Here is a 24,104-nt window from a genome sequence, read left to right on the forward strand (position 1 = left end):
AAGGGCGGCCGGACAGATCATATTGTCAACAAGCCGCCGTCAGGCGGCTTTGTTGTATCGGCAGCGTCCTGACGGCAGATTATCAAAGGACGCGAAGACCATGACTGAAATCGAAGACAGCGAAATTTCACTGATGCGCCCATCGGTGGTGACGATCCGCACCGCCAAACCGCGCGATCTGCCCGAGCTCAACGAGATGATTGCGCTCCTTGCCGCCCATCATGGCGATGCGGCCGCGACAACGCCGGAGCAATTGGAGCGCGACCTGTTCGGCCCGCTGCCCTGGATAACCGCGCTTGTGGCAGAGACCAGCGAAGGGCTGATCGGCTATGCGATTCTCGTGCCGCTCTACAGGGCGCAGGAAGGCAAACGCGGCATGGACCTGCACCATCTCTTCGTGCGCGACGGCCATCGCGGCCACGGCACCGGTCAGCTGCTCGTCGACCGCGCCCGCGAGACGGCGCGCAATGCCGGCTGCGGCTATCTCTCCGTCAGCGCCGCGACCGGCAATGTGCTCGCCCACCGCTTCTACGAACAGATGGATTTCACGCCGAGACCGGTGACCGGCATGCGTTACATGCAGTCGATCGCTTAACCCGCGTCGCGGGTCTAAGTCTGTGTTGATGAGGAGATTTCATGCCTGACTTCAAACTCCATTGCTTCGCTCTCTCGGGGAACGCCTACAAGGTCGCCCTCTTCTTCGCCCTTGCCGGCATCGAGTGGGAGAGCATTTTCGTCGATTATCTCGGCGGTGAAACGCGAACCGAACAATGGCGCGAAACCATCAACGAACAGGGCGAGGCGCCCGTGCTCGAACATGGGCAAGCGAAGATCAGCCAATCGGGAGTTATCCTCGACTACTTGTCAGAGGTGACGGGGCAGTTCGGGGCGTAGTCAGCCGAAGAACGGCGCGAGATCATGCGTTGGATCCTTTTCGACAACCATAAATTCACAAGCTATTACGCGACGTTGCGGTTCATCTATGGCCTTCAGAAGAGCGGCGAGACGCCGGTCGTCGAGTTTTTGAGGCTGCGGGCCAAGGCTGCCTATGCAATTGTCGACGGCCACCTTGCCCACCGAGCCTTTATGGTCGGCAACCGGCTGACAATCGCAGACCTCTCCTTGGCAGGCTACGTCTTCATGCCGGAGGAAACCGGGATCGATCACAGAGCCTATCCGGCGATCGCAGCCTGGAAAGACCGGATCAGCAGCATGCCAGGCTGGCGCCACCCCTATGATCTGATGCCGGGTCCCACCTCGCTTTGAACAAGCGTCCTCGTCCGTCCGAATGGACGCACCGCCGCTTTAACGTCCCGGCACGGCCTTGAGATAGGCGGCGATCGCCTCGCGGTCGGCAGCCGGCAGGCGGGCGATATTGTGCTGCACATCGACCATCGAACCGCCGACGGAATCGAAATCGGGCGTGAAGCCGGTTTCGAGATAGTTGGCGATATCCGCCTCGCTCCAGTTGCCGATGCTCTTCGAAGCTGGGGTGATATCGGGTATGCGCCCCTTCCCCTCCGGATTAGGCGCGCCGGCGAGCCACAGATCGGCCTGGAAGCCGCCGAGCGCGTCGCGCGGCGTGTGACACTCACCGCAATGGCCGGGGCCTTCGACGAGATATTGCCCGCGCTTGATCTTGTCGTCGCTCTTGGCGAGCGCGACGCGCGGCTGATCGTTAAAATAGAGGAATTTCCAGCCGCCGAGCGCAAGGCGGATATTGTAGGGAAAGGGCAGTTCATGCGCGGGGGCGACGTTGGCGCTCCTCGGCAGGGTCTTCAGGAAGGCGAAGAGATCGTTGACGTCCTTGTCGCTCATGCGGGAATAGGAGCCATAGGGAAAGGACGGGTAAAGATGCTCTCCGCCCGGGCCGACGCCGCGCTTCATCGCATTGCCGAATTGGGCGAGCGTCCAGGCGCCGATGCCGGCCCTTTCATCCGGCGAAATGTTCGGCACGTGGAAGGTGCCGAAAGGGCTCTTCAGCGCCAGACCGCCCGCCAGCGTCAGCCTGGCATCGCCTTCGGAACCGGGTGCCGAATGACAGCTGACGCAGCCGCCCGCCCAGAAGACCATCTCACCGTTTGCCGGATCCGGCGCGCCGAGACCGGCCCAATGGCTCTCCGGCAGCGGATCGGGCGCGGTCACGACGTAGAAGGCGCCGCCGCCGAGAACGGCGACGCCGATCAGACAGAGCAGTAACCGGATGAACCTGCGGACCATGCGCCGCCTCCCCTGTTGCCGACGTGACCCGCCGTCGATCGCAAATCAGGCGATCCGCGCCGGCGGAAATTGCTCAGGCCGGCTTATCATTCCTTGATACGATAGGCCTTGTGACAGCCGCCGCAATTGGCGCCGAGCGTATTGAGCGCGGCACCGACGGCGGCGGCATCGGCCGGGAGCTGAGCGAGGGCGGTTTCCGCGTCGGTCGAGAGCTTTGCGGCGCGCGCCTTGAAGTCGTCCATGTTTTCCCAGACCTTCGGGCTGACCTCGGGATCGTTCATATCGCTGCCCGGCTTGAACTGATCGGGGAAAACCTTGGCGGTGGCGGCGATAGTCGTCAGCGCCGACTTTACCGTCTCGGCATCATAGGGCTTCTCGCCCTTGGCGATGGCGGCCATGGCGCCCGCCGAGCCGCCTATCTTCTTCATCAGCGCAATACGCGAATCATGGGTACCATCGGCGGCGGTCACCGAACCGAAGGCGATGACGGCGATCGCTGCGGCGGCAGCTACTGCTTTCCAATTCATATTTCCTCTCCGTTTTCTTGAGGCCAGGGCGGCCGCTGGCCAATCTGCACCGGCAGCATGACAAAATCCATGCGTCCAGGCAGTCACGTTTTGCCGGAGGGTCATAAAAACAATGTGATAACCGGCGGCTCAGGCGGTTTTCCAGCCTTGCCACAGGCTGAAGGCGGAGACCGCAACCAACAGCAGTCCGGCGCAGCGGCCGACAAAGGCCGTGGCGTCGGGATTTGCCACCAGCAGATCGCGGCTGCGGCCTGCCGTCATCGCCAGCGTTCCGTAAACGGCAAACTGCGTGACGACGGTCATGGCGCCCATGATCAGCCCCTGCAGCCAGATCGGGCCATATTCAGGCTTGAGAAACTGCGGGTAGACGGCGAACACGAAAATATAGGCCTTGGGATTGACGAGACAGGTTACGGCGCCCTGGCGGAAGGCGCGCCAGCCGGAGCGCGCCGTCGCCGGTCCGACCGCGTCGACGGTGATCGAACTGCGCATCAGCGAAACGCCAATCCAGATCATATAGGCGACGCCGGCAAAGAGCAGCAGGTTGAAGAGCTGCGGCAGCATGGTGACGAGCACGCCGACGCCGGCCGCACCATAGGCCGAATGCACGGCACCGCCCGCCATGATGCCGCCCGTTGCCGCGAGCCCCCGCCTGATACCCCCGGTCAGCGCGTTGGCAAGCACGAAGAGCATGTCCATGCCCGGCACGATGATGATGCCGAAGAGAAGGGTAAAGAAGAGCCAGAGGTTTTCATGGTAATTCATGTCAGTTGCCACCTTCAGTTCCACGGGCCATTTTCAAAAGACCCCGATTGATTTCAATCCGATAGGCGGCTCTATACGCAAACCCAACTGACAGTGTATTGTCAGGAGCGTGAGAAATGGAGTGGCAAAATGCGCAAGGCCTCGCGGCTTTTCGAGATCATTCAGATCCTGAGGCTCGCCAGAAAACCGATGACGGCCGCTGTCATGGCCGAGACGCTCGAAGTGACCGTGCGCTCGATCTATCGCGACATTGCCGCCCTCCAGGCAATGCGGGTGCCGATCGAAGGCGGTCGCGGCATCGGCTACATCATGCGGCCGGGCTTCGACCTGCCGCCCCTGATGTTCTCGATCGAGGAGATGGAGGCGATCGTTCTGTCGCTGGCGCTGCTCGAACGCACGGCCGACGAGGAGCTGAAGCAGGCCGCCCGCAGGGTCAACCAGAAGATATCAGGCGCCGTGCCGGGGCCGCTTCGTGAGGCGATGAACAGCAAGGCGCTTTATGCCTGGGGCTCGACCGCGCAGCCGGCTGCCATCGACCTTGCGGTCGTGCGCCGGGCGATCCGCGACGAACGCAAGCTGATGCTCGCCTACCGCGACGAACTCGGCCGCGCCAGCGAACGGACGATCCAGCCGATCGCGCTGATCTATTATTCGCAGACCGCCAATATCGTCGCATGGTGCGAGTTGCGACAGGCGATCCGCAATTTCCGCAGCGACCGGGTGGAGGGTTGCGAGGAGGCCGACGATTTCTTCAAGGGCGACGGCGACCGGCTGCGGGATTTGTGGACGAGCGGGTGGACGGAGAAGGCTGTGTCTGCGTGAATCAGCCGTATGGCCGATCATCGACGCTCACATGCGCGTCGACGTGCCCCTCATCCGCCTGCCGGCACCTTCTCCCCGTAAACGGGGCGAAGGGGATATGCCGCGGCCCCTCCGTTCCTCACCAACCTCTGGTATGGCACGTCCCCTCGCCCCGTTTACGGGGAGAGGGTTAGGGTGAGGGGCAGCTATTGCACTGATCTGACGCAGAGTGGCACAAGCCTGAGCAGGATGAAAAGACGTGCCGGCCCCAGTCGCAGCCTAATAAACCAGCGTGCGGCTTTCCTCTCGGCCGAAACCGCGGATCTCGATGCGGTTGGGGTGCAGCTCGACGATGGCGAAGGCGTTCTGGTTCTCGGTGTCGACCACGCCCTTGAAGTTGACGAAGTGGCAGGCGCCGGCCTTGCCGTAATTGCCGACATGGTCGTGGCCGTTGAGATAGGCGACGACATGGGGCTGCGAGGCGAGCAGCGCGACGACGCGCTCGCTGTCCCACATGCCGTGCTCACCCGGCGGATACACCGGATAGTGGTTCATCACGATGACCTTCTCGCCGGCGGCAGCCGCGTTGGCGATCTCATCACCGAGCCAGGCGAATTGCTCGTCGCTCAACGCACCGTTCCAGTGATGGGCGTTCGCCGCCTCTTTGGCCTGCAGCTCCGCCAGCATCCGTGCGGCAAGAGCGCGATGAGGATGGTTTTCCGGCGGCGCGAAGGTGCTGACCTCGTTGCCGTCGAGGACGATGAAGCGCCACCCGTGACGGGAGAAGCTGTAATAGGGAGACGGCATGCCGAGACGAGCGGCTATTTCGGACAGATGCCCCGCGGAGACGGAGAAATCGTGATTGCCGAGCAGGAAGAGCGCCTCGTGCCTCAGCTTGCTGTAGACCGGCAGGATGTCGTCGAAGCTGGCGAAGCTGCGGTCGATGACGTCGCCGAGCGTCATGACGAAGCTCAACTCCTCGCCGTTGAATATCTCGATCGCCTCGGCGACTTTGGTCAGGCTGTTGGCGTAATAGCGGTCCATGGCCGCGTGTGGGGCGACCGCCGCATATTGCGGGTCGGCGATGATGCCGAAGCGGAACAGAGGAACAGCAGAGGACGACATGGGGCGTGCTTAAGAACGGCCGATGACAGGGCTGTGACGGCTTTATGCGAAAAGAAAACACCCGGCGTTTGCGACGCCGGGTGTCGAATTGGGCGAAGTCGCTTACTTCGTGGCTGCTTCATAGCGCTCCAGGACGTAGTCCCAGTTGATCAGGCTATCGATGAAGGCTTCGAGATACTTCGGACGCGCGTTGCGATAGTCGATGTAATAGGAGTGTTCCCAGACGTCGACGCCGAGGATCGGGGTGGCGCCGTGAACGAGCGGGTTTTCGCCGTTCGGGGTCTTGGAGATTTCGAGCTTGCCGTTCTTGACGGAAACCCAGGCCCAGCCGGACCCGAACTGGGTGGCGCCGGCATTGGCGAAATCGGCCTTGAACTTGTCATAGCCGCCGAGATCGGAGGCGAAGGCCGCTTCGAGCTTGCCCGGCAGCTTGTTGCCGCCGCCGCCCTTCTTCATCCACTTCCAGAAGTGGATGTGGTTGTAGTGCTGGGCGGCGTTGTTGAAGAGGCCGGCATTGGTGCCGAAGGACTTCTTCACGACCTCTTCGAGCGAGAGATCCGAAAGGCCGGCTTCAGCGGCGAGCTTGTTGCCGTTGTCGACATAGGCCTTGTGGTGCTTATCGTGGTGAAACTCCAGCGTTTCCTTCGACATGAAGGGGGCAAGCGCTTCGTAATCATAGGGAAGTTCAGGCAATTCGAAAGCCATGTCAGATCTCCTCTTGGCAATAGATTGCGTCCTCGGCAGGTGAGGCGGAACATAGGAGGGGAAAGGAGGAGAGGCAACCGGCGAAATATCAAAAAACACCCGGACGGAGGAAAATTTGCCTCAGTTTCAGGGCGGTATTCGAGTGTGCAAATCGGCCGCCACACCGCCGAAAACCGCCTCGTCGGCGACCGCTACCAATGGAGATCCGATATGAACAGGAATATAATCCCGCACCTCGCAATTGCCGCGCTTCCGTTTCTTGTCACTGCGGCGCATGCCTCTTCGGACGAGGCCTGGAAACAGCTCGCCGCCGAGGTGGAAGCCAAGTGCAGGAAGGCTGCGGTCGCAATCGAAAAACCCAATGCCGTCGTTGATCCCTTTGGCAGCTCGCGTTACGGGCTGGCCCTGGTGACGGGAAAGCCGAAGGGGGCCAAGGGGTTCGTCGTTCAGATCTGCGTCTATGACAAGCAGGAGAAGTCGGTCGAGATCGGCAGCGAGATGGATGCCAAAGAGCTTGGGTTGACGCCAGCGAAATAGCCGCCCCCGCAGCGATTGTGACGTCAGTCACATTCCCGAGCGGAACCCGGCCCCACCCTCATGAGTTGAAGGTCTCGGTGTTAGCGCGCCGCGCCTCTGTGAGAGGCGTCAAGGCGCTCTATGTTTGCGATAAATGCATGATCCCTTTCGAAAATCCTTTCCGATTCTCGAAGGTCACGCGCAGGGAGGTCTAGACATGTCGGAGCGTCGCAACAGGGCGGAAGATCAGCAGAAAATCTATCAGCGCTGGGCACCGGTCTACGACCGCGTTTATCGCGGCATCCTGCGCGACGGCCATCGCAAGCTGGCCGCACTTGCCGCCGCAGCCGGCACCGATATTCTTGAAATCGGCGTCGGCACCGGCCTGACTCTCGCCCACTACCCCCGCCACTGCCGTGTAACCGGCATCGACATTTCCGAACATATGATCGCGCGGGCGCGCGAAAAGGTGCGGCGCGAAAATCTTCAGCATGTGCGTGCGCTCGAGGTGATGGATGCGCATGCGTTGCGCTTTGCCGACAAATCGTTCGACGTGGTCTGCCTGCCCTTCGTCATCACCCTCATTCCCGAGCCCGAGCGGGCGCTGGACGAATGTGCCCGGGTGCTGCGGCCGGGCGGCGAGATCATCCTGGCAAGCAAGCTCGGCGACGGCGCGGGTCTGCAAGGTGTGATCGAGGCGGCGGTGGCGCCGCTGGTGCGCCATATCGGCTGGTCGTCCGCCTTCCGAATCCACCGCATCGTCGCCTGGGCCGAGCGTCGCGGCGATTTTTCAACAACCGATATTCTGCCGGTTTTTCCGAACGGCTTTTTCAAGATCGTCCGCCTGAAGCAGCGCGGCTTTTCCTCCTGACACCAGAAGATTTTTCCGCATCGCCGATCCTGATGCTACCGTTCGCCTGAGGGGACCGCATGACATCGGATATCTTCTTCTTCATCGCTGTCGGCTTCTGCGCGCAGATCGTCGACGGCGCGCTCGGCATGGCCTTCGGCGTGCTGTCGACGACAAGTCTCCTGGCCTTCGGGGTGCCGGCGGCCAATGCCAGCGCCATGACGCATGTCACGGAAATGTTCACGACGGCGGCGTCAGGCCTGTCGCATGCCTATCATCGCAATGTCGACTGGCGGCTGGTGGCGCGTCTCGCCCCGGCCGGCATGATCGGCGGCGCGATCGGCGCCACGCTGCTTGCCAATATCGACGGCAAGGTGATCGAGCCCTTCGTGTCGGCCTATCTGATCGCGATCGGCCTCCTGATCCTCTACAAGGCCTTCCGACCGCAGAACAGCCGCGAGGTGCGGGACTGGGCCGTGCCGCCCGTCGGCTTTTGCGGTGGCCTGCTCGACGCGATCGGCGGCGGCGGGTGGGGTCCTGTCGTCACCAGCACGCTGATCGGGCGCGGCCATGATCTGAAGCGGGTGATCGGCTCGACGAATTTCACCGAATTCGCGGTGACGCTGACGATTTCGATCACCTTCGTCGTGACGCTCGGGTGGTCTGAGCTCAATTCGGCGATCGGCCTCATCATCGGCGGCGTCATCGCCGCCCCTTTCGGCGCTATCCTCGTCAAGCGCCTGCCGGTGCGGGCGCTGATGGTGGCGGTCTCGATGGTCATCATCACGACGTCGGCGTTGCGGATCTTCTAATGCCGTTTCGGCGGGTCAGAGATTGCGGCCGAAATAGACCTCTACGGCGGCGATCCTGTCGCCGCGGAAACGAAGGCTTTCCATGTTGGCGAAGCTTCCGCCGTCCAGTTTTTCAGCGCGATAGCGGACAGCAGCCTCATCGCCGTTTATCGCCAGGAACTCGATGTGGATCGCGCGGAAGAGCGGCTCCTTTGGCCAGCAGCGCTCGAAATAAGCGATCCGGTCAATGTGATCGTCGCGCGGGCTGGAGAAGGTGAAATCCTCGGTCAGCATGGCGCCGGCGATGTCCTTGCGGCCGGCGAGATAGGCGGTGTAGAGATCACGGACGGTCTGCTCCCGTGTCGGGATCATTGCGTTCATGGCATGTCCTCCGATTGACTGATTGCATTACGCAATCGGATATGTCCTAGCACTTTTCCGTGAGATGATCCAGATTGCGGCGCGATTGCGCTACAGGATCGATGCAAGCAATGACAGACACACAATGGGGCGCCGGGGTTAAGCTTGGCTCGATCTACTGGAAGCGCAACCTTGCCGTCTCGCTTGTCGGCTCCTTCACCACGATCGTGGCGATGACGCTGCTGCTTCCCTTCCTGCCGCTCTATGTCGAGGAACTCGGCGTGACGGAGCACACGGCGATCGTGCAATGGTCGGGCGTCGCCTATGGCGCGACCTTTCTTGCCGCGGCGCTCGTCGCGCCGCTCTGGGGGCGGCTCGGCGACATCTACGGCCGCAAGCTGATGCTGGTGCGCGCCAGCCTCGGCATGACGCTGGCGATTTCGCTGATGGGCATGGCCGGCGATGTCTGGCAGCTGGTGGCGCTGCGCCTGTTCGTCGGGCTTGCCGGCGGCTACTCCTCCGGCTCGATGGTGCTGGTGGCGACGCAGACGCCGAAGGACCGCTCCGCCTGGGCGCTCGGCGTGCTCTCGTCCGGCATCATGGCCGGCAATCTCGTGGGGCCGCTGATCGGCGGAGCTCTGCCGCCGATCATCGGCATCCGCGGCACGTTTCTTGCCGCCGGCGGCATGATCTTTTTCGCCTTTCTCGCCACCACCTTGCTGATCAAGGAGGAGAAGTCGCCGGATCGCCGCCAGGCGGCCAAGGCGAGCGGCGGCTGGAAATCCATCGCCGACAGGCGGCCTGTTATCGCCATGCTGGCGACCGGCATGCTGCTGATGCTCGCCAATATGTCGATCGAGCCAATCATCACCGTCTATGTCGCCGAGATCGTCCCCATCGAAGCGCAAGTGACGATGATATCCGGTCTCGTCATGTCGGCTGCCGCCCTCGGCAGCATTCTTTCGGCCTCCTGGCTCGGCAGGCTCGCCGACAGGATCGGCCACTGGCCGGTCATAGCAGGCGCGCTCGCCGTCGCGGGCCTGCTACTGATCCCGCAGGCCTTCGTCACCAGTTCCTGGCAGCTAATCCTCCTGCGTTTCCTGATGGGTGCAGCCCTCGGCGGGCTTCTGCCCTGCATCGCCGCCGTCATCCGCCATAGCGTGCCCTACAGCGCCGCCGGCAGCATTCTCGGGCTTTCCGTCTCCTCGCAATATGTCGGCCAGGTGGCCGGCCCTGTCCTCGGCGGTTTCGTCGGCGGGCATATCAGCATGCGGGCAGTTTTCCTCGGCACCTCGCTACTGCTTGTGGCGGGTGCGGCCTATGCCTGGGCGATACGGCCGAGGGATACGGAAACATCAAACATGCGTGCTTCCGCAGATCAGCTCGACGCCTGAGCGGGCGATCGCCTCCAGCGTTTCGCGGCTGTCGCCGGCGCGGGCGCGCACGGCGAGCGAATGCATGACGGCGGAAGCGAGCCTTGCCAGCGCCAGCGGGTCGGCGCTTTCGGGAAGCTCGCCCCTTTCAACGGCAATGCGCATGTGCTTTTCGATCTCACCGTCGAAATCATTCAGGCTGCGGCCGAGCACCTCGCGCACACGCTCATGTTCGACAGCCTCGACCGAAGCGGTGCCGATCAGCAGACAGCCGCGGGCGGCGGTTTCGCCGTGCAGATAGATCGCCAATGCACCGGCATAGACACGGCCGAGATTGTCGCGCAGCGGCAGCGACGGGTCGAGCGCCTGCTTCAGCACCTCCATGCCATCCTGCCGATAGGCCTCCAGCGCATCGAGATAGAGCGCCTCCTTATCGCCGAAGGCGCCGTAGAGGCTCGGGCGGTTGAGGTTGGTCGCGGCACTGAGATTGTCCAGCGAGGCGGCGGCAAAGCCCCTGTCCCAGAAGACATCCCGCGCCTTGCCGAGCGCTGCCTTGGCGTCGAAGGCCCGTGGGCGGCCGCGCTTCTTCTCATCCTTCATATTTGTACCACTTCGCAATAAATTCTTGACGAAGGACATTTTATGCGAAACAGTACAAATGTCCAATCATTACGGCGGGCGGAATCTCGCCGCCTCCGCAAACAGGGGAAACCGACGATGAAACTCTATATGCACGCCGCGGCCTGCTCGCTTTCGCCGCACATAATCTGCCGGGAGTTGGGACTCGACATCGAGCTCGTCCAGGTCGACCGGAAAACCCACAGAACAAGCAATGGCGAAGATTACCTTGTCATCAATGGCAACGGCTATGTCCCTGCGCTGATGCTCGACGACGGGAAGGTACTGACCGAAGGACCGGCGATCGTGCAGTTTCTGGCGGAAGGCTCGGCCCTGCTGCCGGAAGTCGGCGACATCAGGCGCAACGAGGTTCAATCCTATCTAAATTTCATCACGGCCGAACTGCACAAGCCGATGGTGCTGCTGTTCAATCCGATCTATTCCAGCGTGCATGAGGAGATCCGCGCGCTGATCTCGAAACGGCTTGCCTGGCTGAATGACCGTTTCACCGCACCCTACCTTACCGGCGATGCCTTCACCGTGGCCGACGCCTATCTATTCGTCTGCCTCAACTGGTCGCCCTGGATCGACATCGATCTGAAACAATGGCCTGATCTGCACGGCTTCATGGCTCGTGTCGCGGCGCGTCCCAAGGTGCGCGAGGCGCTGCAGGCGGAAGACCTTCAGGCGTTCGATGCCGACGGCGTCTATTTCGCCCCGCAAGCCTATCTTGCCTCGGCCGGACGGGCGGGCGAGCCAGTACGGCCGTAGCGCCGGCCGCTCTCAGAGTGCGTTGACGGCAACCGGCAGGGCGCGCTTATGCGCCGTCGCCCGATAGGCGGCAAGGATCCGGCGGCGAGCAATCTCGCCGACCGGCTTGCCTTCAAGAAAATCGTCGATCTCGTCATAGGTGACGCCATAGGCCTCCTCGTCGGGACGCAGCGGCCGCTGATCCTCGAGATCGGCGGTGGGCACCTTGAACACCAGATCGTCCGGCGCGCCGAGCCGCTTGGCCAGCAGTCGGACGCGGCGTTTGTTGAGGCCGGCAAGCGGCAGGATATCGGCCGCACCGTCGCCGAACTTGGTGAAGAAGCCCATGACCGCCTCGGCCGCGTGATCCGTGCCGATGACGAGACCGCCGAGCGCGCCGGCCAGAGCGAACTGGGCGATCATCCGCTGGCGCGCCTTGATATTGCCTAGGATGAAATCCTGTCGGCCGGCATCGGCGAAAGCGAGGCCGCCGTTTTGAGCGGCGGCCAGCATCGCATCCGCCGCCGCCTTGATGTTGACCACCATTGATCGGTCGGCGCCGATCGTGGCAAGCGCCCGCTCCGCATCGGCCTCGTCCACCTGGACGCCATAGGGAAGGCGCACGGCAATGAATTCTGCAGAGTGGCCGCTGTCGCGCAGCTCCCGCACGGCCTTCTGAGCGATGAGCGCCGCCGTCAGCGAATCGACGCCGCCGCTGATGCCGAGCACATAGCCGCGCATGCCGGAAGCGACGAGATAATCCTTGAGAAATTCGGTTCGCCGCTCGATCTCGTGCTCGGGATCGATCTCGGCGGCAACGCCGAGCTCGCGGATGATCTCGCCTTGTTCGTCGGACAGCACGGTCATGGGTCGTTTCCTCGGTGTTATGGAGTTCGCGGGCACTATGGCGGTAGGGAAGCGGAGCGGTTTCGGGCACGCCCGCCCTGCATAGTCGAGCGAGCGTTTAACGTTTAGGATCGATCGGCGAAGCCGAAATGATTGCGTGACGACATTGTTCCCGACGAACTGCAACCTGCGTGAGGCCAAGATGCAACGGGCATCTCAAACGCTCGTTACGTTGTCGTCGCCGAACGATTGATGACCGATTGCCGGCGTGGGACTGTTCCGCTTGGTGGGGCCGACGCGGATCTCCATTTTGCCACGCATGCCAGACGGCCTTCCAGTCCCCGAGGTTCGCAGTTTGTAATCGCTTATTGGGTCGATTGCTCCCGCTTCGCGGGACCTCTCCGGCCCTGCGCTTGCGCTCCGGGCGTTCGCAGTAGCAATCGATTCACCGGATCGATTGCTTCGGCTGCGCCGAACCACTGCTCACTCCTCGCTCTCACTCCTTCCATGGGCCCAGTTCATGTAGAGTTCCAGCGCCTTGCGGGTGACCGGGCCTTCCTGGAAATTGCGGTCGTCGAGGCGGGTGACGCCGACGACTTTGGAATAATTGCCTGTCGTGAAGATCTCGTCGGCTGCGAGGAAATCTTCGACCGAGAGCGTGGCTTCCACAACGTCGAATCCGGCCTTGCGCAAGAGGCCGATGACGCGGGCGCGGGTGATGCCGGCGAGGAAGGTGCGGTTGGCGGCCGGCGTCATTACCACGCCGTCGCACACCAGGAAGACGTTGGAGGAGGCGGTTTCGACGACGTTGCCGTTGAGGTCGCGCACCAGCGCATTGTCAAAGCCGCGGCTGCGGGCCTCGGCGATCATGCGGCCGCTGTTCGGATAGAGCGAACCGGTCTTCGCCTCGGTCATCGCCGTTTCCGGCGAGGGACGGCGATAGGGCGAAACGGTGAGGCTGGTGCCGCCATGGCCGCCCATCGGCGCCTCGAACAGGCAGAGCGCGAAGCGGGTCGATTCGGCATCGACGGAGACGACGCTGCCGGGCGAACCATGTTCACCCCAATACATCGGCTTGATGTAGATCGCCGTGGCGCCATCGAATTTGGCAATACCCTCCCAGGCGAGTGCGGCGATTTCCTCGGCCGATTTCACCGGCTTCAGGCCCATGGCGAGGGCGGAACGGTTGACGCGCTGGCAATGCAGGTCGAGATCCGGCGCGATGCCGTCGAACCAGCGGGCGCCGTCGAAGACCGAGGAGCCGAGCCACATGGCGTGCGAGGTCGGTCCGATCAGCGGCGGATTACCGGGGAGCCACTCCCCGTCGACATGAGTCCAGGTGGTTGAACGCGGTGATGTATCGACGGCCATGCTGCCCTCCCTATCAAATCGGGAAAGCAAAAGCCGCAGCGGCAAGCCCGGTCAAGGACAAATCCGGGTGGGAAATGCGGAAGCAAGAAAATGCCGGACCACACCGCCGGGCCGCAATATTCGTGCGCGGCGACGCGAGCTTCGACGATGGGTGCATCAGCAAAAATGATGGAATGAATGTTGGATCGGCCAGCTGCCGCATGCGATGATGATGAACCGCGGATAGCTGCAAGAAAGACGCCGATGAAAGCCATGTTCTACGAAGCCTTCGAACAAGCGCCCGAAATCCGCACCCTGCCCGATCCCACGCCTTCCGAGGACGGCGTCGTCATCGCGGTCGTCGCGAGCGGTCTCTGCCGCAGCGACTGGCACGGCTGGATGGGCCACGATCCCGATATCCGCCTGCCGCATGTGCCGGGACACGAGCTTGCCGGGCGGGTCGTCGCCACCGGCCGTGGCGTCATGCGCTTCAAGATCGGCGACCGGGTGACCGTGCCCTTCGTTTCCGGCTGCGGCCATTGCTCGGAATGCCATTCCGGCAACCAGCAGGTCTGCCCGAACCAGTTCCAACCGGGCTTCACCCATTGGGGCTCCTTCGCCGAATATGTGGCGATCGATTATGCCGACACCAATCTGGTGCATTTGCCCGATGCGATCGAGGATGCGACGGCGGCAAGCCTCGGCTGCCGCTTCGCCACCTCGTTCCGCGCCGTCGCCGACCAGGCGCGCACCGGGCCCGGCGAATGGATCGCCGTGCATGGCTGCGGCGGCGTCGGCCTGTCGGCGATCATGATCGCCACCGCACTCGGCGCCAATGCGATCGGCATCGACATATCGGAAGAGAAACTCGCCTTCGCGCGCGAATGCGGGGCAGTGGCGACGGTCAATGCGTCTGATGTCGCCGACGTGGCCGAGGCGGTGCGCGAGATCACCAAGGGCGGCGCGCATGTCTCGATCGACGCGCTCGGCCACCCCGCCACCTGCTTCAACTCGATCAAGAATCTGCGCCGGCGCGGCCGGCATGTGCAGGTAGGGCTGATGCTCGGAGAATACGCCACCCCGCAGATTCCGATGGCGCAGGTGATCGGCCACGAACTGGAAATCTACGGCAGCCACGGCATGCAGGCCTGGCGCTATGACGCGATGCTGTCCATGCTTTCGGCCGGCAAGATCGCCCCGCAGAAACTGATCGGACGCCGCGTCAGCCTCGAGGAGGCCGTGCCGGCGCTGATGGCTCTCGACAAGGCGGAGGCGACAGGGATCAGCGTGATTACGCGGTTTTCATAGGGAGCGTTTCCCCCTCCCGGCTGGGACGACCACGAGAGGAAGCGATAACTTTCCCGGAACGACCAATGACTCCTTTGGGGCCACTCCTTGATCGGAAAAGTCGAGAATGCGGAACAAAATTCGGAAGCACCCCAACAAGCAGAAATCGGATGAGCTTGATCTCTGCTATGGAACCTCAGCATAGCGGATGATGCTCTGATTTTGGACGTTGGCGACTAGTTCATCAGAACGAGACAAAAATCGGCGGAGCAAAGGAGAGGAATTTGAATCGTTGTATCCTAAGGCGAGATCAATTGTCGGAGGCACACCCTCAAGTGCTCTAGCAACGACATTTGGAGTCGGCATATTTTGCGCATAAAGCGGAATAAGCGTTATTCCACCTGTAGACACGACGAGCGACATTGCTGATGGTAGGCCTTCGCCTTCGTACTCTGCCTTGAGTGTGATCCCAACGTTCGACGCGTAATCTTGGATCACGGATTGCAATACGGGAGAAATTCTAGCCGAACTGACGTAAGTTTCGCGGGCAAGGTCCTGCGGTCGGATCTTTTTGCGCGACGTCAAGCGATGGTCCGCCGGCAGCACGGCGATCAGTGGCTCCTTTGCTAAAAACTTGAAGGACACACCAACACTCTGCGTCTCGGGGCGAAGGAAAGCGACGTCCAGCTTGCCTCGCATCAGTGCCAGAGCAAGGTCCGGGGAAGACTGACTGGACAATATGATTTCAACCTCCGGCGCTTCCTCACGAATAATGCGCAATGCATGGGGTAGCCACACGACCTCTTGCCCTGCGAGAAAACCGATAACGAACGACTGCTTTTCCGGCCGTTCTGCCCGCCGGGCCCCTTCCGCAGCCGCCTCGACTTGCAATAACGCCAGCCGCGCGTGATCAAGAAAAACTTTGCCGGCGGCGGTGAGCGTCACGCCGCGCGACTGCCGTTCCAACAGTTTTACACCGACTTCGGTTTCCAGATCGCGAATTTGCCTGCTGAGTGAGGGCTGGGAAGTGTGAAGCCGCCGCTCTGCTGCGGTCAGCAAGCTTCCCTCCTCCGCAACAGCAACAAAATAGCGCAAATGCCTGAGTTCCATTGGGCCCTCGCTATACCTTTAAGGCATAGCTCGAACGTAGAAGGTATTTGTCTTTAATAAAAGGGGAATTTAACCATCGTCGCAATTTCTGGATATAATCGAACCCGCCTCACCGAAGTACTTCTCAACCAACTCTGTCCAATCGGAGAGGAAACGCTAAATGTCGAAAGAGCCTATTGCAGTAGCTCGTCGATGAATGGCTCTAATTGATTGATTATGATCTTCAAATTAATGTTTAACCGCGCAGATGGAGCGACGCGATGCCTACAATTACAACCACGGATGGCATAAATATCTTCTACAAGGACTGGGGCTCAGGCCAGCCGATCGTTTTCAGCCACGGCTGGCCGCTGTCGGCGGACGACTGGGACGCCCAGATGACCTTCTTCCTTCACCACGGCTACCGGGTAATCGCCCACGATCGGCGCGGCCACGGCCGGTCCGACCAGCCCGGCACCGGCAACGACATGGACCACTGGGTTGCCGACCTCGCGGCCCTGACCGAGCACCTCAACCTGCGGGACGCGATTCACATCGGCCACTCCACAGGTGGCGGTGAGGTGGCTCGCTATGTCGCCCGCCACCCGGAGCGCGTCGCGAAGGCAGTACTGGTCGCTTCCCTGACGCCGAACATGTACCGGAGCGAGGACAACCCATCCGGTCAGCCGTCGGAGTGGTTCGAAGCGATCCGCGCGGGCGTGCTGGGCAACCGGTCGCAGTTCTTCCGGTTCGTCCCTGAAAACCCGTTCTACGGCTACAATCTCGACGGGGCCGAGCCTTCGGAGGCGATCATTGCGAACTGGTGGCGCCAGGGCATGGCCGGTGGTGCCCTGGCTCACTACGCGACCGTCGACTCTTGGCTGGAAGATTATACCGAAGACCTCAAGAAGATCACCGTGCCAGTGCTGGTGATGCATGGTGAGGCCGATCAAGTCGTCCCCTTTGCAAGTTCCGTGCCGCGTGTGGTCGACCTGCTCAAAAACGGGTCGCTGAAGACCTATCCGGGCTACCCCCATGGCATGCTGACCACACATGCAGATGTCCTCAACCCCGACCTGCTCTCGTTCATCAGGTCTTGACGACATCGACCGGACCGCGGCCGTCACCCAACGTCGGCCGGACGATCTGTCACCCGGAGTGCCGGGTGACACCTGTCGCCATCGACATGCCGGCATCGCTGGTCTCATCGACCAATCGCTAGGTTCACTGCACAGGCATATGATCTGTCACTGCCTGAGGTAACGGAACGGTTCTGCGGTTGGTGGACAGTTTCCGGTATTTTGACGGTGTTAGGTTGTGGTGGCGGAGAAACACCCGGTTGAAATTTGACAGATTGCGATAGCCCACCTCGAAGCAGATGTCCGTTATCGGTAGAGAGGTATCGGTCAATAGCTGGCCCGCCTTCCAGATACGAAGCTTATTGACGTGGTCGGTGAAGCTGTGGCCGCTGTTTTTCTTGAAGAATCGCGAGAAGGCGCTGTCGCTCATGCCGACCATGCGAGCCATATCAGGCAACCGGATATCCTCCGACAGGTTGGCGAACAGATATGCGAAGACCTGTTGCAGGGCTTCGAGCGAACCATAGCTCAGGTCCGGCACGTAAGCCTCCGAAGACAGCGTATCGAACTCGTCGGTGTCCCGCAGCAGCGAGAGCAATGACAGGAAGGTCGAAAGCCGCACCGAGCCGGACTGGAACTCCATGTCGAGTATCAGCGCCTCCGCCTGATCCCGCGCCCGGCCCTTGAAGGAGAGCCCCCGCTTTGCGCGGGCGAGAAAGTCACGCAGCCCCGCCAGTTCCGGCAGGAAGGCCGAAGCCTGCTCCAGCTTGGCCGGCAGAAACTGGATGACGATGTCACGTCCTGGAATGCGCTCATCCGGCCCGAGCGGCGTCACCCAGTCGTGCGGCAGGTTGCTTCCGATGACGGAAATATGGCCCGGGGTGAACGCGCCGACATGATCGCCTGCAAGTAGGACGCCGCTGGCGTTGGGAATATAGTGGATCTCCACCTCCGGGTGGAAATTCCAGACGTTGCGTTCCCACGGATAGTCGTCGCGGCGCCAGAGGAACGACTCGTCCGCGCCGGTCAAGACATATTCAAATCTCGCGACCGTCGGCGAAATAACTGACATTGCGCACATTCTCCCGTGCCTCCCAGCATGCCCCATACGCCGACAATCAATATTAGATTGTGCAACGCACACAAGAAATCATGAATAAATTCGGTATTTCGCGCATGAGAGTATCAGTATTGCGCAACGGCCGCGCTTGTGTCCACCCGTTCTTTCTACAACTATTGTGGTCCGTTGGGCGTCTTGGAGGAGAGTTTAGACGCACAACCGGACCGACTTTGCGATCCAAATGGAGGAGAACAATGAACAGTTTCGTCAAAGCCGTGGGCGTCGGCTTCATTTCGCTTGGCCTTTGGAGCTCGACCGCTCTTGCTCAGGATTCCTGGTGGAAGACTGCCGCCCAGCCCTATCAGGGCGCAACCATCCGGGGCATCTCGGAATCGACCCCAGCATCGAAATATGTCGAGCAGGTGCTCGGTCCGAAGTTCACCGAAGAGACCGGCATCAAGGTCGAATTCGAGGCGACATCCTGGGACCAGATGTACGACAAGGCGATCAAGGACATGGAGGCCAATACCGGCATCTATGACTTCGTCTATATCGAGCAGGACATCGTATATACGTATCTGGCCCGCAACTTCCTGGTCGATATCACCAAGTCGCTCGCCGATAATGCGAAAATCGCTTCGCCGGACTTCAAGCCGGAGAATTTCACCACTTTCCTGAACTATTTCAAGGATCCGAAGTCGGGCAATGTCATGGGTGTTCCCATGGAAGCATTCATCAAGCCTTATCTCTACCGCAAGGATCTTTTCGATGATCCGGCGATCCAGAAAGCCTACAAGGATTCCACCGGTGCGGATCTGAAGCCCGCGACGACGCATGAAGAGTATACCCAGATCGCCAAGTTCTTCACCGAATACGGCGCAGACAAGGAGCTCTGGGGAACCACCGTACAGGCCTCGTCGAGCCACCCCGCCGCCTTCTACGAATTCTTCGAGTCGGTCGCGCCGACCTTTGGCGTGTACAACTGGGGCATCGATGGCACGACCTTCGCGGCCACCGAAGCGAACGGCGGCCAGATGAACTCCGCCGCCGCGAAGAAGGCGCTCAACTACTGGATCGGCCTGCTGAAATACGCGCCGCCGGAATCGACGTCGTCCACTTGGGACGAGGTTGCCGGGACATTTGCCGCCGGCCGCGCAGCCCAAGGCCTCGTCTACGGTGAAAACGCTGCCTGGATCGCTACCGACGAAAGCAAGTCGACCGTCGTCGGCAAGGTGGGAGTGGCATTGCCTCCCGTCGAGGCGGGTGTCATGGAGGCAGCCGAATCCGGCAAAGGATATATCGGCTATTACGATGGTGGCGCGTTCGGCATCCCCCATTCGTCCAAGAACAAGGACGCGTCGCTGCTATTCCTGCAGTATATCGGTCAGGCTTCAGTGCAGACCGACTGGGCGTTGGCCGGCTCCCGCATCGTCATGAACTCGACCTACGACGATCCCAAGATCGTCGACCAGGACAAGAAGATGAACGGCTACTACACGCTGATGCGTGAGGATGGAAAGCTGTTCGCCGGAGCGCCGCCGTTCCCGTTCCACGCGCAAGTTCTGCAGGTAGTCGCGCCGTTCATCTACAAAGCGATCGTCGGTGAGATCAAGCCGGACGATGCGTTGGACCAAGCCGCCACCGCAGCCGAAGCTGAACTCGTGAAGCTCGGCTACCGCAAGTAAAAGACCGCACCTCCCAAGCGGTTGGCGGCCGCCTTCAGCAAGGTGGCCGCCCCTTTCCTGACTGCCGTTTTCGGGCCTGCCCGCGGCGCTGGTAGTCAGGCGAATTAGTGTCAAGGACGATCTGACGGAGCGCAGGATGAGACAATCCAACATCGGATGGCTGTTTCTAACACCAGCCACGCTAATCCTGTTCGTCGTCGGGTTCGTTCCCTTTATCTACATTCTCTATGTCGGCTTCTTCGACTGGAACACCAACGCAGTCGACCCAACCCTGCGCTGGGCCGGCCTTCAGAACTATCGCAGCCTCGTTTTTGACACGACATTCCTGAACTCGCTTGCGCGCACGCTGGTCTTCGCATTCTTCGTCGTTGTGAGCGAACTGTTGTTAGGCTACGTCCTGGCCCGCGCGCTGATGGCGGACCGCCTGTGGGGCCGGCAGTTCTTTCGCACGATCCACACACTGCCGATCGTTGTCGCGCCCATTGCAGTCGGCGCTACCTGGCGGCTGCTATGCGTTCCGGGCTTCGGCATCGTGCCCTACTACCTGAAACTGTGGTTCGGCATCGACTACAACATCTCGACCAATGCCTATCACGCCTTCGTCACCGCGATTATCATGGACCTGTGGCATTGGACGCCGTTCGTTACGCTGTCGCTCATGGCGGGACTGACCGCCTTGCCGAAAGAACCGCTCGAACAGGCGCAGATCGACGGCGGCAACAAGCTGCAGATTTTCTGGTACGTGATCGTTCCGATGTTGAAGCCGGTGCTGCTGACAACCGTCTTCATCCGGCTGATGGACGCATTGCGCTCGGTCGACGAGATCTGGATGCTGACCAAGGGTGGCCCGGCTGAGGCGACCCGGTTCATCGGCCTTCATATCTGGATCAACGTCTTTCCGAAGACCGATTACGGCTACGGTGCGGCCATGTCGCTGCTGACGCTATACGTCACGATCGTTCTGAGCTGGCTGCTGTTCGTCGCTATGACCGGCCGCAAGGGAGGTGCACAATGAGACGTTCCGGTATAGCGTCCTTCGTCCTTTGGATCTGTCTGACCATTCTGACACTGCTTCCGGTCTGGTGGATGCTGGTCGTTTCCATGCGCCCCCGCGTGAAGCTTTATTCGAAGTCGTTCCTCATCGACGATCTTTACTGGAACAATTTCCTGGCGGTGCTGAACAGCTCGACCTTCCTGCAGTATCTCTGGAATTCGCTGATCGTGGCGACATCGAACGCAGCGCTGGTGTGTGCGCTCGGCCTGCTCGCCGCGTTCGGGCTGTCGCGTTATAAAATCGGCGGCGGTGACAATGTGTTTTTCTGGCTAATCACCAACCGCATGGCGCCGCCAGCCGTGTTTCTGCTGCCGCTCTTCCTGCTGTTCACCAAGTGGTTCGTGTTCGGCGATTTCATGCTGTTCGACACGAAGATTGGCCTGATCCTGCTCTATTGCGTCTTCAACCTGCCCTTCGCCGTCTGGCTCTTGAAGGGCATGCTCGACGGGATTCCGCTAGAGCTTGACGAAGCGGCGCGGGTCGATGGTGCGACCACCGGCCAGGTGCTGTCCAACGTCATCCTGCCGCTGGCGCGGCCGGGGTTGGCCGTCACCTTCATCCTGACCTGGATTTTCGCCTGGAACGAGTACCTGTTCGCAGCGACCCTAACGTCGTCGGCTCACGCCAGGACCGTGACGACAGCGCTTGCTGAATATGTCTCGGTGACCGGAACGAACTGGGGCGAGATGGCAGCGATGGCGTTCCTGACCACGCTTCCGGCCCTCATCGTGCTCGGCTTCGTCCAGAAACACATCGTGACCGGCCTCACGTTCGGCGCATTGAAAGGGTAAGATGATGGCTGGCGTTCAACCCCAGAAGACCCAACGCGACGGATTCCTGCCTATCCGAACCAACGGCTTCGACAGGGGCTTCATCTCGGTCGTGATCCTAATCCTAGTGCATCTTCTCTGGATGCGCTTCCTGGAGGGCGTATTGCCCCTATGGGTGGCGACGGTGCTCTGCCTGGCGCTCGCCGTGTTCATTATCCGAAAGGGCTGAAGACATGAGATCACTCGTCCTCGAACGCAAAGACGAACTGCGCATTCGCGATCTGGACCCGAAGGAGGCGCTCGGTCCAACCGACGTGCGCATCGCCATCAAGACCGTCGGCGTCTGCGGATCGGACGTTCACTATTACACTCACGGCGCGATCGGCCCGTTCGTTGTGCGCGAGCCAATGATCCTCGGCCACGAAGCCGCCGGCATCATCGAAGAGGTCGGCAGCGCGGTACAGAACCTGAAAGTGGGCGACCGTGTTTGCATGGAGCCCGGCATTCCCGACCCTCAAAGTCGCGCGTCGCGGCTGGGTCTCTACAACCTCGATCCCGCGGTGCGCTTCTGGGCGACACCGCCGGTGCATGGCGTACTGAGACCGAGCGTGGTCCACCCGGCGGCCTTCACCTTTAAGCTTCCGGACAACGTTTCGTACGCCGCTGGCGCTATGGTCGAGCCGCTGGCTGTAGGCTTTCAAGCAGTTTCCAAAGCGAGGCTGACGCCCGGTGCGATCGCGCTGGTCACGGGCGCCGGGCCGATCGGCATGGTGACAGCGATCGCGGCGCTGTCGGCTGGTTGCGCCAGAGTTATCGTTACCGATGTTGTCGACGAAAAGCTTGCCGTGGCGCGAAAGCTCGGCCCTGCCATCATGACCGTCAACGTACGCTCGCAAGACCTGAAGAGTGTCATAGCCCGCGAAACCGACGGCTGGGGCGTCGATGTCGTCTTCGAATGTTCCGGCGCGGCCGACGTGATCGCCGACACGGCGCACCATGGTTGCCCCGGCGGCGCCATCGTCCTTGTCGGCATGCCCCTGAAGCCGGTCCCGCTCGATGTCGTCATCGCCCAGACCAAGGAGCTGCGCATCGAACACGTGTTCCGCTACGCCCATGTCTACCCGCGCATCGTCGCGCTGTTGGGATCGAACCAGATCAATGTCGACGCGCTGATCACCGATACCTACGCTTTCGAGGATTCTGTCGAGGCGTTCGATTACGCCGTGCGACCGAAGCCGTCCTCCGTGAAGATCCAGATCGAGCTTGGGAGGTAGCATGTACCTGCGGAAGTTGGATCTCAGTGGCGGATGCAGGATACACCTGGTGGTGAAGCTGCCCGTGGACCCGTCCCGAATGATCGGCGGCCAAGCCGCCACAACTGACTAAGGATTGACACATGGCGACGATCGAGCTCCACCAGGTCGACAAGCATTACGGCTCCTATCACGCACTGCGCAACATCTCGTTCGACATAGCCGACGGTGAGTTCGTCGTGCTGGTCGGTCCCTCCGGTTGCGGCAAATCCACGCTGCTGCGGTCGCTTGCCGGCCTTGAGGAGATCACCGGCGGCACGATCAAGCTTGGCGGAAATCGCGTCGACAACATCGCCGCCAAGGACCGTGACGTGGCGATGGTGTTCCAGAACTACGCGCTCTATCCGCACATGACCGTTCGGGAAAACATGGCCTTCGCGCTGAAATTGCGCGGCGAGAATCTTGCGGATCGCAATACCAAGGTCGACAAGGCTGCCGAGATGTTGCGACTTACGCCCTATCTCGACCGATATCCGAAGGCGCTTTCCGGAGGCCAGCGGCAGCGCGTTGCCATGGGGCGTGCGATGGTTCGCCGCCCAAAGGCGTTCTTTTTCGACGAGCCGCTGTCAAACCTGGACGCCGCGTTGCGCGTAGATATGCGTTCGGAAATCAAAACTCTTCACCAGCGCCTCGGCGCGACTTCCGTGTATGTCACGCATGACCAGATTGAAGCCATGACAATGGCGGACCGCATTGTCGTGCTTCGCGACGGCAAGGTGGAACAGATCGGTGCGCCACTAGAGCTTTACGACAGGCCGGCAAATATCTTCGTCGCCGGCTTCATCGGATCGCCGGCGATGAACATGCTGCCGGCCACAATCGATCTCTCCTTGAACTCAGCGCGGCTCGCTGACGGGTCGGCCCTTCCCCTTCCACAAGGCACGCGGGCGAGTAACGGCCAGGAGGTTATATACGGCGTACGTCCAGACCAGTGGATACTGTCGAATGGCGATGCGGGCGTACCGGCAACTGTCGAGTTGATCGAGCCCACGGGGGCCGAAATTCTGTTGGCAGTCCAATTGGCGGGCAAGCGGGTCTTGTGCGCCTTTCGCGAGCGCCACGCGCTGAAGCCGGGCGACAGGATACGGCTCGACGTCGATCCTGCCGCGGCTCATGTGTTCGACAGGCAAACCGAGCAAAGACTCTCGTTCTGAGCAACAGGCATCGGAA

At 61.2% G+C, this 24,104-nt stretch carries 26 protein-coding genes and 1 pseudogene; 16 read left to right on the forward strand and 11 right to left on the reverse strand.

Features of this window, described 5'->3' with window-relative positions:
- Positions 1-100 precede the first annotated feature (100 nt).
- Both CO660_RS17985 and CO660_RS17990 read left to right on the forward strand, forming a co-directional pair.
- Positions 101-595 (forward strand): GNAT family N-acetyltransferase, encoded by a 495-nt coding sequence (locus CO660_RS17985; RefSeq protein ID WP_097599865.1) that lies wholly within the window; start codon positions 101-103, stop codon positions 593-595.
- A 41-nt stretch (positions 596-636) separates the two neighbouring features.
- Positions 637-1,266 (forward strand): annotated as a pseudogene (locus CO660_RS17990) (glutathione S-transferase).
- Between the two features lie 39 nt (positions 1,267-1,305).
- Here CO660_RS17990 and CO660_RS17995 read toward each other — a convergent pair.
- The 3 genes from CO660_RS17995 to CO660_RS18005 form a co-directional block, all read right to left on the reverse strand.
- Entirely contained in the window at positions 1,306-2,220 is a 915-nt protein-coding gene (locus tag CO660_RS17995; RefSeq protein ID WP_097599866.1) for a cytochrome c, read from the reverse strand.
- An 86-nt stretch (positions 2,221-2,306) separates the two neighbouring features.
- Positions 2,307-2,747, reverse strand: coding sequence for a cytochrome c (locus tag CO660_RS18000; RefSeq protein WP_097599867.1), 441 nt, complete (start codon positions 2,745-2,747; stop codon positions 2,307-2,309).
- A gap of 129 nt (positions 2,748-2,876) precedes the next feature.
- On the reverse strand, positions 2,877-3,512 hold the full coding sequence (locus CO660_RS18005) for a LysE family translocator (RefSeq protein ID WP_097599941.1): 636 nt from the start codon (positions 3,510-3,512) through the stop codon (positions 2,877-2,879).
- Positions 3,513-3,641: 129 nt separating this feature from the next.
- Between CO660_RS18005 and CO660_RS18010 the strand changes: the two genes are divergently transcribed.
- Positions 3,642-4,334 (forward strand): YafY family protein, encoded by a 693-nt coding sequence (locus CO660_RS18010; protein ID WP_097599868.1) that lies wholly within the window; start codon positions 3,642-3,644, stop codon positions 4,332-4,334.
- A 258-nt stretch (positions 4,335-4,592) separates the two neighbouring features.
- Here CO660_RS18010 and CO660_RS18015 read toward each other — a convergent pair whose 3' ends face one another.
- A complete protein-coding gene (locus tag CO660_RS18015; protein WP_097599869.1) occupies positions 4,593-5,438 on the reverse strand; it encodes a metallophosphoesterase in 846 nt (281 codons plus the stop codon).
- Between the two features lie 102 nt (positions 5,439-5,540).
- Entirely contained in the window at positions 5,541-6,143 is a 603-nt protein-coding gene (locus tag CO660_RS18020) for a superoxide dismutase (protein WP_085777444.1), read from the reverse strand.
- A gap of 210 nt (positions 6,144-6,353) precedes the next feature.
- On the opposite strand from CO660_RS18020, the gene CO660_RS18025 reads away from it, so the two are divergent.
- The 3 genes from CO660_RS18025 (at position 6,354) to CO660_RS18035 (ending at position 8,321) form a co-directional block, all read left to right on the forward strand.
- Complete coding sequence (locus tag CO660_RS18025; RefSeq protein ID WP_085780008.1) at positions 6,354-6,680, forward strand: hypothetical protein; 327 nt, start codon at positions 6,354-6,356, stop codon at positions 6,678-6,680.
- 196 nt (positions 6,681-6,876) lie between these two features.
- Positions 6,877-7,530, forward strand: a complete 654-nt coding sequence (locus CO660_RS18030) for a class I SAM-dependent methyltransferase (RefSeq protein WP_097599870.1) — start codon at positions 6,877-6,879, stop codon at positions 7,528-7,530.
- Positions 7,531-7,589: 59 nt separating this feature from the next.
- Positions 7,590-8,321: a sulfite exporter TauE/SafE family protein gene (locus CO660_RS18035; protein ID WP_097599871.1), complete on the forward strand. Its 732-nt coding sequence runs from the start codon at positions 7,590-7,592 to the stop codon at positions 8,319-8,321.
- A gap of 15 nt (positions 8,322-8,336) precedes the next feature.
- Here the strand turns inward: CO660_RS18035 and CO660_RS18040 are convergent, their stop codons facing one another.
- Positions 8,337-8,681: a nuclear transport factor 2 family protein gene (locus CO660_RS18040; RefSeq protein WP_097599872.1), complete on the reverse strand. Its 345-nt coding sequence runs from the start codon at positions 8,679-8,681 to the stop codon at positions 8,337-8,339.
- A 110-nt stretch (positions 8,682-8,791) separates the two neighbouring features.
- On the opposite strand from CO660_RS18040, the gene CO660_RS18045 reads away from it, so the two are divergent.
- The gene (locus tag CO660_RS18045; RefSeq protein WP_097599873.1) at positions 8,792-10,054 is read left to right on the forward strand and encodes an MFS transporter; all 1,263 of its coding nucleotides are present in this window, start codon (positions 8,792-8,794) and stop codon (positions 10,052-10,054) included.
- Here the strand turns inward: CO660_RS18045 and CO660_RS18050 are convergent.
- The gene (locus CO660_RS18050; RefSeq protein ID WP_097599874.1) at positions 10,016-10,633 is read right to left on the reverse strand and encodes a TetR/AcrR family transcriptional regulator; all 618 of its coding nucleotides are present in this window, start codon (positions 10,631-10,633) and stop codon (positions 10,016-10,018) included. The two genes, CO660_RS18045 and CO660_RS18050, sit on opposite strands and share 39 nt — an antisense overlap.
- Positions 10,634-10,750: 117 nt before the next feature.
- Between CO660_RS18050 and CO660_RS18055 the strand changes: the two genes are divergently transcribed.
- Positions 10,751-11,422 carry a glutathione S-transferase N-terminal domain-containing protein gene (locus CO660_RS18055; protein WP_097599875.1) on the forward strand — a complete coding sequence of 224 codons (672 nt, stop codon included), beginning with the start codon at positions 10,751-10,753 and terminating at the stop codon, positions 11,420-11,422.
- Positions 11,423-11,434: 12 nt separating this feature from the next.
- Here the strand turns inward: CO660_RS18055 and nadE are convergent, their stop codons facing one another.
- On the reverse strand, positions 11,435-12,268 hold the full coding sequence (gene nadE / locus CO660_RS18060; protein WP_097599876.1) for an ammonia-dependent NAD(+) synthetase: 834 nt from the start codon (positions 12,266-12,268) through the stop codon (positions 11,435-11,437).
- A 462-nt stretch (positions 12,269-12,730) separates the two neighbouring features.
- Positions 12,731-13,618, reverse strand: coding sequence for a branched-chain amino acid aminotransferase (locus CO660_RS18065; RefSeq protein ID WP_097599877.1), 888 nt, complete (start codon positions 13,616-13,618; stop codon positions 12,731-12,733).
- A gap of 243 nt (positions 13,619-13,861) precedes the next feature.
- On the opposite strand from CO660_RS18065, the gene CO660_RS18070 reads away from it, so the two are divergent.
- Positions 13,862-14,905, forward strand: a complete 1,044-nt coding sequence (locus CO660_RS18070) for a zinc-dependent alcohol dehydrogenase family protein (RefSeq protein WP_097599878.1) — start codon at positions 13,862-13,864, stop codon at positions 14,903-14,905.
- 165 nt (positions 14,906-15,070) lie between these two features.
- Here the strand turns inward: CO660_RS18070 and CO660_RS18075 are convergent, their stop codons facing one another.
- Complete coding sequence (locus CO660_RS18075; protein ID WP_097599879.1) at positions 15,071-15,994, reverse strand: LysR family transcriptional regulator; 924 nt, start codon at positions 15,992-15,994, stop codon at positions 15,071-15,073.
- Between the two features lie 260 nt (positions 15,995-16,254).
- On the opposite strand from CO660_RS18075, the gene CO660_RS18080 reads away from it, so the two are divergent.
- Positions 16,255-17,073, forward strand: coding sequence for an alpha/beta hydrolase (locus tag CO660_RS18080; protein ID WP_097599880.1), 819 nt, complete (start codon positions 16,255-16,257; stop codon positions 17,071-17,073).
- 124 nt (positions 17,074-17,197) lie between these two features.
- On the opposite strand, the gene CO660_RS18085 is transcribed toward CO660_RS18080, so the two are convergent.
- Positions 17,198-18,124 (reverse strand): AraC family transcriptional regulator, encoded by a 927-nt coding sequence (locus CO660_RS18085; protein WP_097599881.1) that lies wholly within the window; start codon positions 18,122-18,124, stop codon positions 17,198-17,200.
- 242 nt (positions 18,125-18,366) lie between these two features.
- On the opposite strand from CO660_RS18085, the gene CO660_RS18090 reads away from it, so the two are divergent.
- The 6 genes from CO660_RS18090 (at position 18,367) to ugpC (ending at position 24,088) form a co-directional block, all read left to right on the forward strand.
- On the forward strand, positions 18,367-19,797 hold the full coding sequence (locus tag CO660_RS18090; RefSeq protein WP_097599882.1) for an extracellular solute-binding protein: 1,431 nt from the start codon (positions 18,367-18,369) through the stop codon (positions 19,795-19,797).
- A 136-nt stretch (positions 19,798-19,933) separates the two neighbouring features.
- Positions 19,934-20,812, forward strand: a complete 879-nt coding sequence (locus tag CO660_RS18095) for a sugar ABC transporter permease (protein WP_085777432.1) — start codon at positions 19,934-19,936, stop codon at positions 20,810-20,812.
- A complete protein-coding gene (locus tag CO660_RS18100; protein ID WP_085777431.1) occupies positions 20,809-21,642 on the forward strand; it encodes a carbohydrate ABC transporter permease in 834 nt (277 codons plus the stop codon). The genes CO660_RS18095 and CO660_RS18100 overlap by 4 nt, the downstream gene beginning before the upstream one ends.
- A gap of 1 nt (position 21,643) precedes the next feature.
- Positions 21,644-21,850 carry a DUF2160 family membrane protein gene (locus tag CO660_RS18105; RefSeq protein ID WP_010052171.1) on the forward strand — a complete coding sequence of 69 codons (207 nt, stop codon included), beginning with the start codon at positions 21,644-21,646 and terminating at the stop codon, positions 21,848-21,850.
- Between the two features lie 4 nt (positions 21,851-21,854).
- Positions 21,855-22,895, forward strand: a complete 1,041-nt coding sequence (locus tag CO660_RS18110) for an NAD(P)-dependent alcohol dehydrogenase (RefSeq protein WP_097599883.1) — start codon at positions 21,855-21,857, stop codon at positions 22,893-22,895.
- 122 nt (positions 22,896-23,017) lie between these two features.
- A complete protein-coding gene (ugpC, locus tag CO660_RS18115) occupies positions 23,018-24,088 on the forward strand; it encodes a sn-glycerol-3-phosphate ABC transporter ATP-binding protein UgpC (RefSeq protein ID WP_097599884.1) in 1,071 nt (356 codons plus the stop codon).
- The last annotated feature ends 16 nt before the right edge of the window (positions 24,089-24,104 follow it).

It is taken from the genome of Rhizobium sp. L9 (assembly GCF_002531885.1).
In the GTDB taxonomy this organism is placed as follows: domain Bacteria; phylum Pseudomonadota; class Alphaproteobacteria; order Rhizobiales; family Rhizobiaceae; genus Rhizobium.

Bases quoted from the DNA above. Each gene is read 5' to 3' on its own strand.
- CO660_RS17985 (WP_097599865.1), top strand. From the start codon at position 101: ATGACTGAAATCGAAGACAGCGAAATTTCACTGATGCGCCCATCGGTG.
- CO660_RS17995 (WP_097599866.1), bottom strand. From the start codon at position 2,220: ATGGTCCGCAGGTTCATCCGGTTACTGCTCTGTCTGATCGGCGTCGCC.
- CO660_RS18000 (WP_097599867.1), bottom strand. From the start codon at position 2,747: ATGAATTGGAAAGCAGTAGCTGCCGCCGCAGCGATCGCCGTCATCGCC.
- CO660_RS18005 (WP_097599941.1), bottom strand. From the start codon at position 3,512: ATGAATTACCATGAAAACCTCTGGCTCTTCTTTACCCTTCTCTTCGGC.
- CO660_RS18010 (WP_097599868.1), top strand. From the start codon at position 3,642: ATGCGCAAGGCCTCGCGGCTTTTCGAGATCATTCAGATCCTGAGGCTC.
- CO660_RS18015 (WP_097599869.1), bottom strand. From the start codon at position 5,438: ATGTCGTCCTCTGCTGTTCCTCTGTTCCGCTTCGGCATCATCGCCGAC.
- CO660_RS18020 (WP_085777444.1), bottom strand. From the start codon at position 6,143: ATGGCTTTCGAATTGCCTGAACTTCCCTATGATTACGAAGCGCTTGCC.
- CO660_RS18025 (WP_085780008.1), top strand. From the start codon at position 6,354: ATGAACAGGAATATAATCCCGCACCTCGCAATTGCCGCGCTTCCGTTT.
- CO660_RS18030 (WP_097599870.1), top strand. From the start codon at position 6,877: ATGTCGGAGCGTCGCAACAGGGCGGAAGATCAGCAGAAAATCTATCAG.
- CO660_RS18035 (WP_097599871.1), top strand. From the start codon at position 7,590: ATGACATCGGATATCTTCTTCTTCATCGCTGTCGGCTTCTGCGCGCAG.
- CO660_RS18040 (WP_097599872.1), bottom strand. From the start codon at position 8,681: ATGAACGCAATGATCCCGACACGGGAGCAGACCGTCCGTGATCTCTAC.
- CO660_RS18045 (WP_097599873.1), top strand. From the start codon at position 8,792: ATGACAGACACACAATGGGGCGCCGGGGTTAAGCTTGGCTCGATCTAC.
- CO660_RS18050 (WP_097599874.1), bottom strand. From the start codon at position 10,633: ATGAAGGATGAGAAGAAGCGCGGCCGCCCACGGGCCTTCGACGCCAAG.
- CO660_RS18055 (WP_097599875.1), top strand. From the start codon at position 10,751: ATGAAACTCTATATGCACGCCGCGGCCTGCTCGCTTTCGCCGCACATA.
- nadE (WP_097599876.1), bottom strand. From the start codon at position 12,268: ATGACCGTGCTGTCCGACGAACAAGGCGAGATCATCCGCGAGCTCGGC.
- CO660_RS18065 (WP_097599877.1), bottom strand. From the start codon at position 13,618: ATGGCCGTCGATACATCACCGCGTTCAACCACCTGGACTCATGTCGAC.
- CO660_RS18070 (WP_097599878.1), top strand. From the start codon at position 13,862: ATGAAAGCCATGTTCTACGAAGCCTTCGAACAAGCGCCCGAAATCCGC.
- CO660_RS18075 (WP_097599879.1), bottom strand. From the start codon at position 15,994: ATGGAACTCAGGCATTTGCGCTATTTTGTTGCTGTTGCGGAGGAGGGA.
- CO660_RS18080 (WP_097599880.1), top strand. From the start codon at position 16,255: ATGCCTACAATTACAACCACGGATGGCATAAATATCTTCTACAAGGAC.
- CO660_RS18085 (WP_097599881.1), bottom strand. From the start codon at position 18,124: ATGTCAGTTATTTCGCCGACGGTCGCGAGATTTGAATATGTCTTGACC.
- CO660_RS18090 (WP_097599882.1), top strand. From the start codon at position 18,367: ATGAACAGTTTCGTCAAAGCCGTGGGCGTCGGCTTCATTTCGCTTGGC.
- CO660_RS18095 (WP_085777432.1), top strand. From the start codon at position 19,934: ATGAGACAATCCAACATCGGATGGCTGTTTCTAACACCAGCCACGCTA.
- CO660_RS18100 (WP_085777431.1), top strand. From the start codon at position 20,809: ATGAGACGTTCCGGTATAGCGTCCTTCGTCCTTTGGATCTGTCTGACC.
- CO660_RS18105 (WP_010052171.1), top strand. From the start codon at position 21,644: ATGATGGCTGGCGTTCAACCCCAGAAGACCCAACGCGACGGATTCCTG.
- CO660_RS18110 (WP_097599883.1), top strand. From the start codon at position 21,855: ATGAGATCACTCGTCCTCGAACGCAAAGACGAACTGCGCATTCGCGAT.
- ugpC (WP_097599884.1), top strand. From the start codon at position 23,018: ATGGCGACGATCGAGCTCCACCAGGTCGACAAGCATTACGGCTCCTAT.